Below are 14,993 nucleotides of genomic sequence, written 5' to 3' on the forward strand. Positions count from 1 at the left end.
AGACTCAGGGATTACCAACCCCAGCACTGGCCGACGACTGGGTGGCAAAGGTAATTTGTGTCAGCCCCGCACGGCGAGCCGCCTCCATCACCGTAATGACGGCCTGATGGGTGGCGGTGGCATCGGCGCTAATCACAATAATGCTGCCAGACTGGCTTTTGGCGGCATTGCGCAGGGCGCTGGCCATAGAGTCTACGCCTTTGCCATTGACTACCATCTTATTGACGGCATAGCGTCCATCAGCCGCCACGGCCACAATGATCTCTTTGGGCCGGTCGCGCATTTGTTCGGTATCGGCCACAGGCAGCGTCAGTTGCATCTCAGTGAACTTGCTGTAGGTAGTGGTCAGCATCAGAAAGATGAGGATCACCAGCAGAACGTCGATGAACGGGATCAAGTTGATCTCCGGTTCTTCTTTCTGGCGCGGGCGGAAATTCATTTGCGCAACTGGATCAGATGGCGCACAAACTGGTCTGCCGACAACTCCAGCGTGAGCAAATAAGCGTCTACACGGGCGCGAAAATAGCGCCAGAAGATCAATGCGGGAATAGCGACGATCAGGCCAAAAGCGGTGTTGTACAGCGCCACAGAGATACCGTGGGCCAAACGTGCTGGGTTGCCCCCACCCATCGCCTGCCCTAGGCCGCCAGCATCTACTTGCGCACCAAAAATTTCAATCATGCCGATCACAGTGCCCAACAAGCCCAACAGTGGTGCCGCCGAGGCAATGGTGGCCAACGCACTGAGGTATTTTTCCAACCGGTGGGCCACAGCGCGGCCTGTGCCTTCCATCGTGGCGCGCAGGTCAGCCTCGGTGCAACGGGGGTTGGTGTTCAGGGCTTGCAGGCCGCTAGCCAGCACTTCACCCAGCGCAGAGTTTTGCGCCAAGTGGGCCACCATATCGGGGCTGGGAACACCACTACCAGAGACCGCCATGGCTTCTTGGAGCAATTGGGGCGGCGTGATGCGCGCCGTGCGCAAAGTAACAAACCGCTCAATAATCAGCGCCAGCGCCAGAACGGAGCAGGCCATCAAGGGCCAGATAGGCCAGCCTGCGGCTTGGATAATCGACAACAATGGGTTCTCCGTTCGGGTAAGGAAAGGGCGATTATCTCCCAGCTTGCCTTGGCCCCACCTGTTCAATAAAGATCGCTATCGGCCAAGGTGAAGGCGTAATCACGATCAAAGTCTATGCCATCGGGCACAGCGCTATAGCTGCGATAGACAGCCTGCACCGGCAATGGCGGCTCAGTGGGTATAAAGCCCCATCGGGCCAACCAAGGATACGCTGGGCAGGCTTGACCCAGAAAGGTGCTGACCTCAGAGATGCCATGCCCTTGTAGCCATTGGATGATCTGGTTCCAAGCGTCACGAACTGCTTGGGGCTGCTCAGGTAACATGAGATCGACCAGCACAGCCTGCCCTGCTGCCGTGGGCGTAAGCACCACAAACCCCAGTGGCACCGCAGACAGTACCGACCACAGCGCAAAGCGCCAATAACACCGCCCTTGGCGATCATCAAAGCGCCAAGCCAAAAAAGCCTGATCGCGCACCAGCGCTGCTTGGAGGTTCTGCCGACGCTCTGCCCACAGGGCATCCCAAACAGGCTCGGCAAAATGGGTGGGCACCACTTGGACGGTATAGCCGTGTTCTGGCTTGTGCGTGGCCGATAGCGTCAGACGCCACCAACTACCACCTTGGTACAAAGAACACAGCCCCAGCAGGCTCTCTAAACGTACTCTTCGCTCAAGCCCAATCCCCACCGCGATAGCCACGGCGCTGGCATCAGCGTTGGTGTGGAAAATTTGTGCTGCCGCCACCAACGGCCCCTGACGGGCAGTACCGACGCGACCACGCCAAAGGGGGTGGCTGTAGTGGTCACGGGCTAAACACAAAGGCCATTCCTGCCCTTGTAGCCAACAGCGATGCACACTGGCACCGACAAACGCTGCCACGGTGCCATCCGGCGCTTGGCTGATGGCTGCACGCCTGCCCACCTGATCGGGCAAGTGCCATTGGTAGCGCCACGCCCAAACGGCTGGTGTGCGGTGATCAACAAAACTGTGCATAAACCCTGCTTGCACCGTAGGCCAATCCGACTCGGTCATGGCTCGCACCACGCAGTGGGTCTGGGGATTTTCAGTCATGGTTCATGGCAATGATGCGGGTGCCAGCGTAGCGCATCTGGTAGTGCAAGCGGTAGGTGTCTTGCAAGAAGTTACCCCACTTGCTCCGTAGTAGCTGCGATTCCTGCTGGAGTTGGGCGCGCTTGGCCTCGGTATCCATCACGCCACGGGTACGTGATTCGCGGTGAATGCAAGTGACATCACTGGCCTGCACCACACGCCAGCCCAATTGGCGCACATGCAGATTGAAGTCAACATCATTGAAGGACACAGCAAAACGCTCATCAAAGCCACCACAGGCATCAAAAACCGTGCGCCGGGTCAGCAGACAAGCCCCAGTCACCGCAGAGACATTGCGGGGCATATTGAGCCCCTTGCCATCGCGTTCATCGACGATGTTGCGTGCGCCCCATGCCGGATCAGTAGCGATACCGTCGTGCTGTAGGCCGCCGCCCTCTTCTGGGTCGTACTCTAGACGGGCACCCACAATGCCAATGCCCGCATCCAGCGTGAGGTAGCGAGCCAACTGGGCGAGGGTATCTGGTGTGCTCAACTCAACATCGTCGTTGAGGAACAGCAACCAAGGGGTGACTACATGGCGGGCGGCTGCGTTGTTCAGGGCAGCCCAATTGAAGGGTTGGTTATCGTATAAAACACGCCAATGCGGCTGACGCTGCGCCAGCGCTATCAGTGCTGCCGTGGCGTGGTCATCAGCCGGCACGTTGTTGCATACCAGCAGCACCTGTAGCAGGGGATAGTTTTGGCACAGCAAAGAAGTGAACAGCCGGGCCAAATCTTCTGGGTTGTGGTGGGTTGGGATGATGGCGGTAAGGGGTTGCAATGCTGCTTGCCATGTATGGCGCAGACCACTCCCTTGCGTGGCTGCTTGGCTGCTGACGTGGTGCAGCCCCCGGTCTTGAAGATGGCAGGCTACGCTGCGGCAGGCCGCTTCTAGCACGTAGGGCTTGCTCAAGGCGGTGTAGGCCACCGAAGTTTCAGTGGCACGCCAATCGTACAGAGGCTGGGCCACATGCCCGACTTGCAGCGCCGGGCGCACTGCCAACCGCAGCCACAAATCCCAGTCTTGGCTGCCATCAAAGCCTGCCCGCAATCCCCCCACCTGTTGGAACACATCATGGCGTACTGCCGTGAAATGGTTGATGTAATTGAGGTGCAGTAGCGTCTCTGGAGCCCAGCCCGGCTTGCGGTAGGTGTGCAACACAACACCATTGCGGTCAATCATCCGACTGTCGGTATAGAGACACTCTAGCCCCGGATGGGCATGGACATGGGCGGCCATTTCCAACAAGGCGTCGGGATCAAGACGGTCGTCATGATCCAGAAAAGCCACCCAATCGGCATCGGCCAAAGCGATGGCGGTTTGGCTGGCAGCCACAATGCCACCACGTTGGGGACGGCGCTGCAAACGCAGACGGCTGTCTTGGGCGGCCAAGAGTTGCAAACGATCCAGCAGCGCCAGCACTGGGGCGTGGGTACTGGCATCGTCGGCAATGCACAATTGCCAGTGGGGGTAGCTTTGCTGCAATACCGAATGCACGGCCTCGGCCAGAAACTCAGGGGCTGGGTCGCAAACGGGCAGCACGATGGCAAAGCAAGGGCCAGAGGTAAAAGCCCGACCCGCCAAACGGCTCAGGCCAGTGCTAGCCACTGGCCCCGGTGCCAGCAAATCGGCCCAGCGGTCTATCTGGGTCAGGGTGTGTTGTGCACTGCGCAGCTGCTGCTGGCTGCGTTGGGCTTGGGTTTCATATGCTTGGGCGTGGGTTTGGGCTTGGTCGCGCTCCGTCTCTAAGGTATCAACCAGATCGACCAAACGCTGGAGCCCAGCCAACGAGAGACGATCAGCAATTTTGCGCAACACAGCTTGCCGCCAGACCAGATACCCCTTGCGTTCATGCTGTGTTTTTAGGTCAGCGGCCTCTTGGGGCTGGGGGTATTGGCGGTATTCACACACCAGCTCCGGCACGCGGCGCAGGGTGCTGCCATCGAGTTCAGCGCGGGCCAAAAAGTCCCAATCTTCATAGGCATCCAAAGCCTCATCAAAGCCAAGACGCTGTGCCCATCGGGTGCGACACACATAACTATGTAGGGGAATATGATTGCCTGCCAACAAGCGCCCTGCCCGCCAATCTTTGCCCACTGGCTTGCCTACTTCCAACACCTGCACCACACCTTGCTGATAGCTACAGGTAGCCAATCGGTAGTCGCCATAAGACACATCTAGCTTTGGGTCGGACTCCAACTCTGTCAGCAGCAGTGCCAAATGGTTGGGCAGCCAGACATCATCTTGATCGAGAAAGGCCAGATACTCACCTTGCGCAGCCGCCACACCAGCATTGAGATTGGCGGCGCGCGGCCCCGGCCCTTGCAATATGCGCACAGGCAAGGTGGGAGGCACCTCTGTGGGCAAGGTGACGCCATGCCAAACCACAATCACCTCTAGCTGGTCATAGCTTTGTTCGCTCAGGCTGTGCAGGGCGATGGCCAGCAGGGCGGGATCATCAGCACGTACCACCACCGAGACCAGCGGACGGTTTTCAAAGAAATTTTGCGCGCTGCCATCCCAAGGGTAGCGCACATAAGCCTCGCCATGCGCTGCACCCATAGCCGCACCGCGCAAAATGGCTAAGCCGCGTGCGTGGGCTTGGTAGTCATACTGCGTCTGCTGGGAAGCATGGCAGGCCAACGCTTGGAGCTTGCGCTCCAGCCGCAATGGCTCAATATGGTTGGGGTGGGGCAGGGGGCTGGTGGTTTCATAAAACCACAACTGGCCCGACCAATGCCCGGTGAGGGCAGACAGCACCCCCCGTGTCAGGCGGCGGTGGTCTGCATGGTTTTCGCCCGGTGCTGGCAAGGCAATATCGGTGGGCTGGTACGTGGCCACCAAAGCGCGGTAACGCTGCTGAATAGCCGTATCCAGCGGCAAGGCACCATCTGCTGCGGCCCAGCACTGCGCTGGCGGGGCTTGTAGCACTGCCAGACCCGCCTGCAACTCCTGCAAGCGTTGTTGCGGATTGCCACCCAGAGCGCCATCCGTCACTACCACCACCTTGACCATGCCCCTTTGTTCGAGGGTGTTCATCATCAAAGCGGCACAGCCCAACAGCTCATCATCGGGGTGAGGAGCCAATACCAGCAAGCGCATACTCAAGTCTCTGTAGCAGAAAACGGCTGCAGCGGCACCAAACGTTGTAGCCGCGCACGGGCCGGGCTGCTGAGCCATTCAGGTTGCAGCAGGGCATAGCGCCACAAATCGGTGCGTTGGCCGTCAGCCGTGCGCAACTCTTTGCGCAAAATGGCTTCTCGTGCAATGCCCAAGCCTTGTAGAAACTGGATGGCGGCGTGGTTGTCAGGATGCACGCAAAACACCAGTTTGTAAAAAGGGAGATGGATAAAAGCCATATCGAGCAGCCAATGCACTGCCTCCAAGGCTGGACGGCTGCCCTGCCCCCGGAAAAAGGCCACCGACATCTCTGCCTTGGCATTGGGCAAATCCACCGCACTCAGGGCTAAAAATCCTAGCGGGGTGTTGCTACTGCGATGCAGCACCAAAGCCTCGCGCTCTACCGGGGGATCCAATTGTGCCAGCCACTGCAAGCGCTGCACCCAGTCGTGCAAGGGGTGCTCATGTGGCTGGTAGGAAGGGCGGTAAGCCGCCAACGCCGCAGCCACCGTGGGCTGCGGATAGAGTTGCAAGATATCCGCTCCCTCTAGTGCACGGATAGCGCAGGAGGCACCTTGGTAATAGAACTGGCGGTCTGCCGAGAGCGAAGAAGGGGGCTGCAAAACCGGGTCAGTAGGTAGAACCACCGTAAGTGCTGACACACGCATTAACGCTGATTTGGTCTAGTTCCGAGACGCGGGCATTGGCCCATACAGGAAGCCCATTCTCATAACTGCCCTCAGGCAGCACAATGGTTTGCATATAGAAGGAATTGCCCCGCGTCAGGGAGTAACCTAAGGCCCCCAGATTTAGGGGAATGGTCAGGGCCACCGTGCCATTAGCAGGTGCCGTTACCCCTGTGGCGACTGGCACTTTCAAGCCAGCCATACCCACTTTAAGCTTAGGGTTGAGTATTTCATTGCCACCAGTGTTAGTAGACGTGACGACATACACCAAGTCGCGGTCTTTCAGGCCTGTGACCACCAAAGACAAAGCATTGCTCACTCCAGCGTCATCACACAAGGTAACAGCGCCATTGCTGGTGGCGCTGCCCAAGCTATCAAGACGCACCTTGTTGGCAAGCGGCAACTCCACCTGAGTCACTTGGGTCGTCACGATATCAGTATAGGCGGGCGTCAGGGCGTGGGCCTGCTGCATCAAAAAAGGTAGAGTGGCTGCTTTGCCAGTCAGCAGCAAAGTAGAGAATTTTTTGAGCATGCCGCAATAGCCTCTGAAGGGTAAAACAAAAACAGGCACCCGCAGACCGGAGTAAGCCCTGAGATTTTGTGCCACTCTAGCATGGGCCAGCCCAAACTGGAATTACTTTCTACAATGCAACATTGCTACCACCGTTTGTACGGCGGTGCTGCATTGTTTGAACTACCCACGAAGGAAAATAATGGAACATACCCTGCCCCCCCTGCCCTACGCTATTGACGCCCTGGCTCCCCACTACAGCCAAGAAACCCTAGAGTTTCACCACGGCAAGCACCATAACGCCTATGTCGTGAACCTGAACAACCTGCAAAAGGGCACTGAGTTTGAAAGCCTGAGCTTGGAAGAAATCGTGAAGAAGGCTTCTGGCGGCATTTACAACAATGCAGCCCAAATCTGGAACCACACTTTCTTCTGGAATTGCATGACCCCCAACGGCGGTGGTGAACCTACCGGCGCATTGGCCGAGGCCATCAATGCCAAGTGGGGCAACTATGCGGCTTTCAAAGAAGCCTTTGTGAAGTCTGCTGTGGGCAACTTTGGTTCGGGCTGGACTTGGCTGGTGAAAAAGGCCGACGGCTCGGTCGATATCGTCAACACTGGCGCTGCAGGCACCCCCCTGACCACTGAAGACAAAGCCCTGCTGACCGTGGACGTGTGGGAACACGCCTACTACATCGACTACCGCAACCGTCGCCCAGACTTTGTTGCTACCTTCTTGGACAAGTTGGTGAACTGGGAGTTCGCGCAAGCCAACTTCGCCTGATCGCCCCAAGCGCTTAAAGCGTAAAAAAACGGCCTACGGGCCGTTTTTTTATGCCCATGCCAGTTCAATCTGACAGCGCTTGGATCAGTTCGGTTTCAATAGCAATTTGCTGGGCGCTGTGCTGCAATTCTGGGCCTTCGACCAAAAAGGTATCTTCCACCCGTTCACCCAAGGTGCTCACCTTGGCCAATTGCACATTCAGTTGGTGCCGTGCCAACACCCGTGCTACTAGATAGAGCAAGCCTGCCCGATCACTGGCGGAGATAGCCAACAGCCAGCGCTGTGCTTTTTCATCAGGGTGCAGCGTGACACGCGGTGCAATCGGAAAACTCTTGGCCCGGCGCGACAAACGCTTTCGGCCCGGCTCGGGCAAAGGGCCGCTAGCTTGTAGAGCTTGCGTGAGGTCGTTTTCCACCATCTGTGGCAGTTCGCGGTAATGCTCAGGCAACGAAGCCGTGACGACCTGAAAGGTGTCGAGTGCATAACGGTTGCGCGCCGTGTGCACCCGTGCATCCAAAATGTTGAAACCGGCCCGGTCAAAATAGCCGCAGATGCGGGCAAACAGGTCAGGCTGGTCTGGGGCATACACTACCACCTGTAAGCCCTCACCGGCCAAAGATTGCCGCGCCCGCACCACAGGCTGAGCAGTACCCACATGGCGCGACAGGTGCCGGGTATGCCAAGCAATATCGGCCGCCTCGTGGCGCATGAAGTAACTGACGTCCAGCGTATCCCAAAGTTTTTTGTGCGATTCAAAGGGCTGAGCTACCAGCGCCAGCAGTACCAAGGCTTCACGTTTACGTGCCTCGATCTCGGCGGCTGCATCGGGGGCACGCCCACCCAAAGTGCGCAGGGTGGCGCGGTACAAGTCTTCGAGCAACTTGCCTTTCCAAGCATTCCAAACTTTGGGGCTAGTGCCCCGAATATCGGCCACCGTCAGTAGGTACAGCGCCGTGAGGTAGCGCTCGTTGCCCACACGCTGGGCAAAAGCATCAATCACATCGGGATCGCTCAGGTCTTGTTTTTGCGCCACTTGGCTCATGGTCAGGTGTTCGCTTACCAAAAACTCAATCAAGTGGGCGTCTTCACGCGCTACGCCATGCTGGCGGCAAAAGCGCCGGGCCACTACGGCACCAATCTGGGAGTGGTCACCACCCCGGCCTTTGCCAATATCGTGGAACAGCGCCGCCACATAGAGCAGCCAAGGCTTGTTCCAACCCGCCGCCAGTTGGGAGCAAAACGGGTATTCATGGGCGTGGTCGGCCATGAAAAAGCGGCGCACATTGCGCAGCACCATCAAAATGTGCTGATCGACGGTATAGACATGGAACAGGTCGTGCTGCATCTGCCCCACAATGCGCCGAAACGACCACAGGTAGCGCCCCAGCACCGAGGTCTGGTTCATCAAGCGCATAGCATGGGTGATGCCTTCGGGCTGTTGCAAGATACGCAAAAAGGCGGCACGATTGACCGGATCACGCCGAAAGGCCCCATCCATCACACTGCGCGCCCGGTACAACGCCCGCAAGGTGCGCGCCGACAGGTGCTGCAAACCAGCAGAGGTTTGGTAGAGCAAAAATGTTTCGAGGATGGCGTGTGGGTCGCGCTGGTACAGATCGTCGCTGACCACCTCAATCGTGCCAGCCTTGTCTAAAAAACGCGCGTTGATGGGCCGGGGGGCGTGCTCAGAGGGGTTGAGGCGCTCTTCGATGTTGAGCAGCAAGATCTGACACAACTGGGTCACTGCCTTGGCAGCCCAATAGTAGCGGCGCATCAGGGTTTCACTGGCGCGCAGGGGCAGGCCACTGCCATCGGGGGCTTCGGAGCGGTAGCCAAACGATTCGGCCACGGCATTTTGCAAGTCGAACACCAGCCGGTCTTCACGCCGCCCAGCAATGGCGTGCAGCCGCGCCCGTACCAGTGACAACAGAGCCTCGTTGCGCACCAATTGGCGCAGTTCAAACGGTGTTGCCAGCCCGCTGCGGGCCAACTCCTGCCAACTATGGCCTAGCCCAGCGGCACGCGCTACCCAAAGCACGGTTTGCAGATCACGCAGGCTGCCAGGAGACTCTTTGCAGTTGGGCTCTAGTGCGTAAGGGGTGTTGTCGTACTTGTTGTGGCGCTGGCGCATCTCCAGCGTTTTGGCGATCAAAAAGGTGCGGGGGTCAAGGTGGGCACGGTATTGCTGTTCAAACTCCGCAAACAAGGCGGTATGGCCACAGAGGTACCTCGCCTCCAGCAAAGAGGTTTGCACCGTCACATCTTGAGCGGCCTCAGTGGTGCACTCCGCCACAGTGCGCACGCTAGAACCAATTTCTAGCCCCACATCCCAGCAACTGCTGATAAAGGCTTCAATGGCTTGGCGCTGCGCCGTGGCCGTGTCGCTGTTGGGCAGCAACAGCAATACATCCACATCAGAATGGGGAAACAACTCCCCCCGGCCAAAGCCGCCCACGGCCACCAAGGCCATAGTGTCAGGCAGGGCCGCACGCTGCCAGAGCTGCGTGAGCAGGCTGTCCACAATCCGCGCCAAGGCACGCAAATGGGTATGAATGCCGCGCGTAGAAGCTTGCGAGGCGGCCAGCGCGGCCAGCAACTGGGCTTTCTGGCGGCGGTAGCTATCGCGCAGGGATGGTAGTTCGGTCATGGCGGATATTCTGCAAGAAACAACAGGAATCAAGCCATGCAAGAACTGTGCACGCTGGCGCTGCTCAGGTGGTAGTGGCTTTGACGAAGTCCGGCAGCGCCGGGTAACCTTCGGACAGGGTCAGCACCTCGTAGCCGGTGGGGGTCACGAGCACGGTATGCTCCCACTGCGCCGACAGGCTGCGGTCTTTGGTGATGATCGTCCAGCCATCATTGCCCAGCTCTTTGATGTCACGCTTGCCCGCATTGAGCATCGGCTCAATGGTAAAAATCATGCCGGGCTTGAGTTCTTCTAAGGTACCGGGGCGGCCGTAGTGCAGCACCTGTGGTTCTTCATGAAACTTTTGGCCGATACCGTGGCCGCAAAACTCACGCACCACCGATAGGCCATGGCCCTCAGCAAATTTTTGAATGGCGTGGCCAATATCACCCAAACGTGCGCCAGGCTTGACCTGCAAAATACCAATCCACATGGCCTCATAGGTCAGGGCACACAAGCGCTTGGCGGCAATAGAGCAGTCGCCAATCAGGTACATACGGCTGCTGTCACCATACCAGCCATCTTCGGTAATCACCGTGACGTCCACATTGACGATATCGCCCTTTTTCAAAGGCTTGTCATTGGGGATGCCGTGGCACACCACATGGTTGATCGAGGTACACAAGTTGCCGGGGTAAGCTGGGTAGCCCGGTGGCTGGTAACCAATGGTGGCCGAACGCGTGCCTTGGCGGGCCATGCACTCGGCACCAAGGCGGTCGATCTCCAGCGTAGTCATGCCGGGTTGGATATGGAGGGCGATGTGGTCCAGCACTTCAGAGGCCAGACGGCAGGCCCGGCGCATAGCGTCGATTTCCGGGGCCGTTTTGATGGTGATGCTCATAGGCCCGTGATTATCCCATTGCCCTTTGCCATTGCCCACAGCGGGGCCTTGGAGAGGTGCAGGCCGGTAAAATGGCCCCTTCTGCTGGCGCTGTCCAGCCTCTTTTGCCCCATCTTTACCCAACCAGGCCGCCAACGTGACCTTGCACATCACCACGCTTGCGGGCGCTAACGCCCTCAGCCCCTTCCGCGCCCAGCAAATCTTGCCCGCGCTCCAAGCCATCCACCCCAAAATCGCGTCGATTGCCGCACGCTTTGTTCATTTGGTGGCCACCGATGTCGCACCGGCTGCGGATACCCTAGAGCGTCTGGCCGCCTTGCTCAACTATGGCGAGCCTTACGCCGGCCCCACCGAGGGCGCGACACTGATCGTGACCCCCCGTTTGGGCACGGTTTCGCCGTGGGCCTCCAAGGCCACCGATATTGCGCACAACTGCGGTTTGGCCGTGCGCCGCATTGAACGCGTGACGCAATACCACCTCACGCTGCAATCGGGCCTGCTCAGTAAACCCAGCCTGAGTGCCGAGCAGCGCCAGCAAATCGCTGATCTGCTGCACGACCGCATGACCGAATCGGTGGTGGCCGACCTGAGTGGCGCGCAAACCCTGTTCACTGAACTGCCCGCACAACCGATGGAGCAAGTGGATGTGCTGGGCGGTGGCCGTGCCGCGCTAGAGAGCGCCAACAAGCAATGGGGCTTGGCACTGGCCGATGACGAAATCGACTATCTGGTCAACGCCTTCCAAGGCTTGCAGCGCAACCCCACCGATGTCGAACTGATGATGTTCGCGCAGGCCAACAGCGAACACTGCCGCCACAAGATTTTTAACGCCCAATTCACCATTGATGGCGCGGCCCAAGACAAAAGCCTGTTTGCGATGATTCGCAACACGCACCAACTGGCACCGCAGCACACCGTCGTTGCTTACTCTGACAATGCCTCGATCATGGAAGGCTCGTCCGTAGAGCGTTTTGTCGCCCGGATGCAGGGCGATGCCAACAGCTACCAAAAAGAGCAGGCCACCCACCATGTGCTGATGAAGGTAGAAACGCACAACCACCCCACAGCCATCTCGCCCTTCCCCGGTGCCTCCACCGGCGCGGGCGGTGAAATCCGCGATGAGGGTGCTACCGGACGCGGCTCTAAGCCCAAGGCGGGCCTGACCGGCTTTACCGTGTCCAAACTCTGGGATGGCGCATCCGATCAAGAGGGCGGCAAACCCGGCCATATCGCCAGCCCGTTGCAGATCATGATTGAAGGCCCATTGGGCGGCGCGGCATTCAACAACGAGTTTGGCCGCCCCAACCTGACCGGCTATTTCCGCGAATACGAGCAAACCGTGGCCGGTGTGCAACGCGGCTACCACAAGCCCATCATGATCGCTGGCGGCTTGGGTGTGATTGACGCCGGGCAAACGCAAAAAGTGGAGTTTCCTGCCGGTTCGCTGCTGATCCAACTTGGTGGCCCCGGTATGCGAATTGGCATGGGCGGCAGTGCCGCCAGCTCGATGGCGACCGGCACCAACGCCGCCGAACTCGATTTCGACTCCGTGCAGCGTGGCAACCCCGAAATCGAACGCCGCGCCCAAGAAGTGATTAACCACTGCTGGGCACAAGGCGAGAACAACCCCATTTTGGCGATTCACGATGTCGGCGCGGGTGGCCTGTCCAATGCCTTCCCAGAGCTAACCAACGATGCCGGTCGTGGCGCACGCTTTGACCTGCGCGCCGTGCAGCTCGAAGAATCAGGCTTGGCTCCAAAAGAAATCTGGAGCAACGAAAGCCAAGAGCGCTATGTGCTGGCGATTGCACCGCAATCGCTGGAGCAGTTCCGCGCCTTCTGTGAGCGTGAGCGCTGCCCCTTTGCCGTGATTGGCACCGCCACCGAAGAGCGCCAGTTGGTACTGGAAGACACCACAGCGACGGCAGCAGATCAGAAATTCCCGGTCGATATGCCAATGTCTGTGCTGCTGGGTAAGCCACCCAAAATGCACCGCGACGTCAAAACCGTGCAGCGCGCCTTCCAGCCCATGGAACTGACGGGCGTGGAGCTGCAAAAATCCATCATTGATGTGCTCAGCCACCCCACCGTGGCCTCCAAGCGCTTCCTCATCACCATTGGCGACCGCGCCGTGGGCGGCCTAACCCACCGTGACCAGATGGTCGGCCCTTGGCAAATTCCGGTGGCCGATGTCGCCGTGACGCTGGCCGACTTTCAAGGCTTCGCCGGTGAAGCGATGGCGATGGGCGAACGCACCCCACTGGCAGCACTCAATGCTCCGGCCTCAGGCCGCATGGCGATTGCCGAGGCCATTACCAACCTGCTGGCCGCGCCGATGGAGCTGTCGCGCGTCAAACTGTCAGCCAACTGGATGGCTGCCTGTGGCGAGCCGGGCGAAGATGCCGCCCTGTACGACACCGTGAAAGCCGTGGGCATGGAACTGTGCCCACAACTGGGCATCTCGATTCCGGTGGGCAAGGATTCGCTGTCCATGCGTACGCAGTGGCAGCATGATGGCGAAACGCACAAGGTGGTCTCGCCTGTCAGTCTCATCATCACCGCCTTTGCCACACTGCAAGATGTACGCGGCACCCTGACACCACAACTCAACGCCACCGAAGAAGACACCACGCTGGTGCTGATTGATTTGGGCAAAGGCCAAGGCCGCATGGGCGGCAGCATTTTGGGCCAAGTGTTGAACCAATCGGGCGATGTCGTGCCCGATTTGGACGATGCACAAGACCTGATCCAATTGGTCAATGCCATCAACACCCTGCGCGCCCAAGGCCAAATTTTGGCCTACCACGACCGCAGCGATGGTGGTTTGCTGGCAGCGGTGGCCGAAATGGCCTTTGCCGGTCATGTGGGCGTAGCGCTGAACGTTGATATGCTGGTCACCGAAGGCGATGGCATCAGCGACAGTCGCATGGACGCAGGCGACTCCAAAAACTGGGCACAGCAAGTCAGCGCCCGCCGCGAAGAACTCACGCTCAAGGCGCTGTTCAACGAAGAACTGGGCGTGGTGCTGCAAGTGCGCACCACCGAGCGCAATGCCGTGATGCAAACCTTGCGCGCCCATGGGCTGTCCAAGTTCAGCCACTTCATTGGCAAAACACGCCCCGCCTGCTCCAGCATGGATGCGGGCAAGGGCCAATTGTCCATCTGGCGTGATGCCAAAGAAGTGTTTAGCGCCCCGCTGGCCGACTTGCACCAAGTCTGGGACAGCGTAAGCTGGAAAATCTGCCAGCAGCGCGACAACCCCGCCTGCGCCGATGCCGAACACGCCGCAGCGGGCGATACGCAAGACCCCGGTATGCACGTCCACCTGACGTTTGACCCAGCGCAAAACGTGGCAGCGCCGTTCCTGCACCTGTCGCGCCCCAAAGTGGCGGTGCTGCGTGAGCAAGGCGTCAACTCCCATGTCGAAATGGCCTATGCCTTTACCGAGGCTGGCTTCGAAGCCGTGGACGTTCACATGACTGACCTGCAAACCGGCCGCGTGCGTTTGCAGGATGTGCAAGGCGTGGTGGCCTGTGGCGGCTTTAGCTATGGCGACACTTTGGGTGCAGGCATTGGCTGGGCGCGCTCCATCACCTTTAACCCGGTGCTGGCCGAGCAGTTCCAAGGCTTTTTTGCCCGCCAAGACACCTTTGGCTTGGGCGTGTGCAACGGCTGCCAAATGTTTGCCGAACTGGCCGACATCATCCCCGGCGCACAAGACTGGCCGCGCTTTACCACCAACCAAAGCGAACGCTTTGAAGCACGCCTGAGCATGGTCGAGGTGTTGGAGTCGCCCAGCATCTTCCTGCAAGGCATGGCGGGCAGCCGCCTGCCGATTGCCGTGGCCCACGGCGAGGGCTATGCCAACTTCAAGCACCGGGGCAACGCCGCACAGGTATTGGAAGCCATGCGCTTTGTCGATAACACCGGCACAGCCACTGAGCGTTACCCGTTCAACCCCAATGGCAGCGCAGGCGGCCTCACGGCAGTGACCACCGCCGATGGTCGCTTTACGGCCATGATGCCGCACCCTGAGCGTGTGTTCCGCAACATCCAAATGAGCTGGATGGACTTGGCCGCCAGCGGTGGCGCTGACGCTGCCAGCCCGTGGATGCACCTGTGGCGCAACGCACGCCGTTGGGTCGGTTAACCATCAACAGCACTTGCGGCTGAGGAAA

Annotated in this window: 10 protein-coding genes; 2 read left to right on the forward strand and 8 right to left on the reverse strand. The window is 59.1% G+C overall.

Annotated features, from left to right (window positions below; all coding sequences use genetic code 11):
- Window positions 1–4: 4 nt before the first annotated feature.
- The 6 genes from BMX55_RS03675 to BMX55_RS03700 all read right to left on the reverse strand — a co-directional run bounded on the left by BMX55_RS03675 (window position 5) and on the right by BMX55_RS03700 (window position 6,525).
- On the reverse strand, window positions 5–439 hold the full coding sequence (locus BMX55_RS03675; RefSeq protein WP_091452848.1) for an ExbD/TolR family protein: 435 nt from the start codon (window positions 437–439) through the stop codon (window positions 5–7).
- Window positions 436–1,077: a MotA/TolQ/ExbB proton channel family protein gene (locus tag BMX55_RS03680; protein WP_091452852.1), complete on the reverse strand. Its 642-nt coding sequence runs from the start codon at window positions 1,075–1,077 to the stop codon at window positions 436–438. Before BMX55_RS03680 ends, BMX55_RS03675 begins: the two co-directional genes overlap by 4 nt.
- A 62-nt stretch (window positions 1,078–1,139) precedes the next feature.
- Window positions 1,140–2,147 (reverse strand): hypothetical protein, encoded by a 1,008-nt coding sequence (locus BMX55_RS03685; RefSeq protein ID WP_091452855.1) that lies wholly within the window; start codon window positions 2,145–2,147, stop codon window positions 1,140–1,142.
- Window positions 2,140–5,289 carry a glycosyltransferase gene (locus BMX55_RS03690; RefSeq protein ID WP_177172812.1) on the reverse strand — a complete coding sequence of 1,050 codons (3,150 nt, stop codon included), beginning with the start codon at window positions 5,287–5,289 and terminating at the stop codon, window positions 2,140–2,142. Before BMX55_RS03690 ends, BMX55_RS03685 begins: the two co-directional genes overlap by 8 nt.
- 2 nt (window positions 5,290–5,291) lie before the next feature.
- Window positions 5,292–5,930 (reverse strand): GNAT family N-acetyltransferase, encoded by a 639-nt coding sequence (locus tag BMX55_RS03695; RefSeq protein WP_091452864.1) that lies wholly within the window; start codon window positions 5,928–5,930, stop codon window positions 5,292–5,294.
- Between the two features lie 7 nt (window positions 5,931–5,937).
- A complete protein-coding gene (locus BMX55_RS03700) occupies window positions 5,938–6,525 on the reverse strand; it encodes a hypothetical protein (protein ID WP_091452868.1) in 588 nt (195 codons plus the stop codon).
- 181 nt (window positions 6,526–6,706) lie between these two features.
- Between BMX55_RS03700 and BMX55_RS03705 the strand changes: the two genes are divergently transcribed.
- The gene (locus tag BMX55_RS03705; protein ID WP_091452871.1) at window positions 6,707–7,288 is read left to right on the forward strand and encodes a superoxide dismutase; all 582 of its coding nucleotides are present in this window, start codon (window positions 6,707–6,709) and stop codon (window positions 7,286–7,288) included.
- A gap of 64 nt (window positions 7,289–7,352) precedes the next feature.
- On the opposite strand, the gene BMX55_RS03710 is transcribed toward BMX55_RS03705, so the two are convergent.
- Both BMX55_RS03710 and map read right to left on the reverse strand, forming a co-directional pair.
- A complete protein-coding gene (locus BMX55_RS03710; protein ID WP_091452874.1) occupies window positions 7,353–9,935 on the reverse strand; it encodes a [protein-PII] uridylyltransferase in 2,583 nt (860 codons plus the stop codon).
- Window positions 9,936–9,999: 64 nt separating this feature from the next.
- Window positions 10,000–10,815, reverse strand: coding sequence for a type I methionyl aminopeptidase (map, locus tag BMX55_RS03715; RefSeq protein ID WP_091453212.1), 816 nt, complete (start codon window positions 10,813–10,815; stop codon window positions 10,000–10,002).
- 136 nt (window positions 10,816–10,951) lie between these two features.
- Between map and purL the strand changes: the two genes are divergently transcribed.
- On the forward strand, window positions 10,952–14,965 hold the full coding sequence (gene purL / locus BMX55_RS03720; RefSeq protein WP_091452877.1) for a phosphoribosylformylglycinamidine synthase: 4,014 nt from the start codon (window positions 10,952–10,954) through the stop codon (window positions 14,963–14,965).
- Window positions 14,966–14,993 lie beyond the last annotated feature (28 nt).

Source organism: Giesbergeria anulus, assembly GCF_900111115.1.
Lineage (GTDB): Bacteria > Pseudomonadota > Gammaproteobacteria > Burkholderiales > Burkholderiaceae_C > Simplicispira > Simplicispira anulus.

What these genes read in the sequence shown, in the direction of transcription:
- BMX55_RS03705 (WP_091452871.1), top strand. Translation starts at nt 6,707, where the DNA reads ATGGAACATACCCTGCCCCCCCTGCCCTACGCTATTGACGCCCTGGCT.
- BMX55_RS03690 (WP_177172812.1), bottom strand. Translation starts at nt 5,289, where the DNA reads ATGCGCTTGCTGGTATTGGCTCCTCACCCCGATGATGAGCTGTTGGGC.
- BMX55_RS03675 (WP_091452848.1), bottom strand. Translation starts at nt 439, where the DNA reads ATGAATTTCCGCCCGCGCCAGAAAGAAGAACCGGAGATCAACTTGATC.
- map (WP_091453212.1), bottom strand. Translation starts at nt 10,815, where the DNA reads ATGAGCATCACCATCAAAACGGCCCCGGAAATCGACGCTATGCGCCGG.
- BMX55_RS03700 (WP_091452868.1), bottom strand. Translation starts at nt 6,525, where the DNA reads ATGCTCAAAAAATTCTCTACTTTGCTGCTGACTGGCAAAGCAGCCACT.
- BMX55_RS03685 (WP_091452855.1), bottom strand. Translation starts at nt 2,147, where the DNA reads ATGACTGAAAATCCCCAGACCCACTGCGTGGTGCGAGCCATGACCGAG.
- BMX55_RS03710 (WP_091452874.1), bottom strand. Translation starts at nt 9,935, where the DNA reads ATGACCGAACTACCATCCCTGCGCGATAGCTACCGCCGCCAGAAAGCC.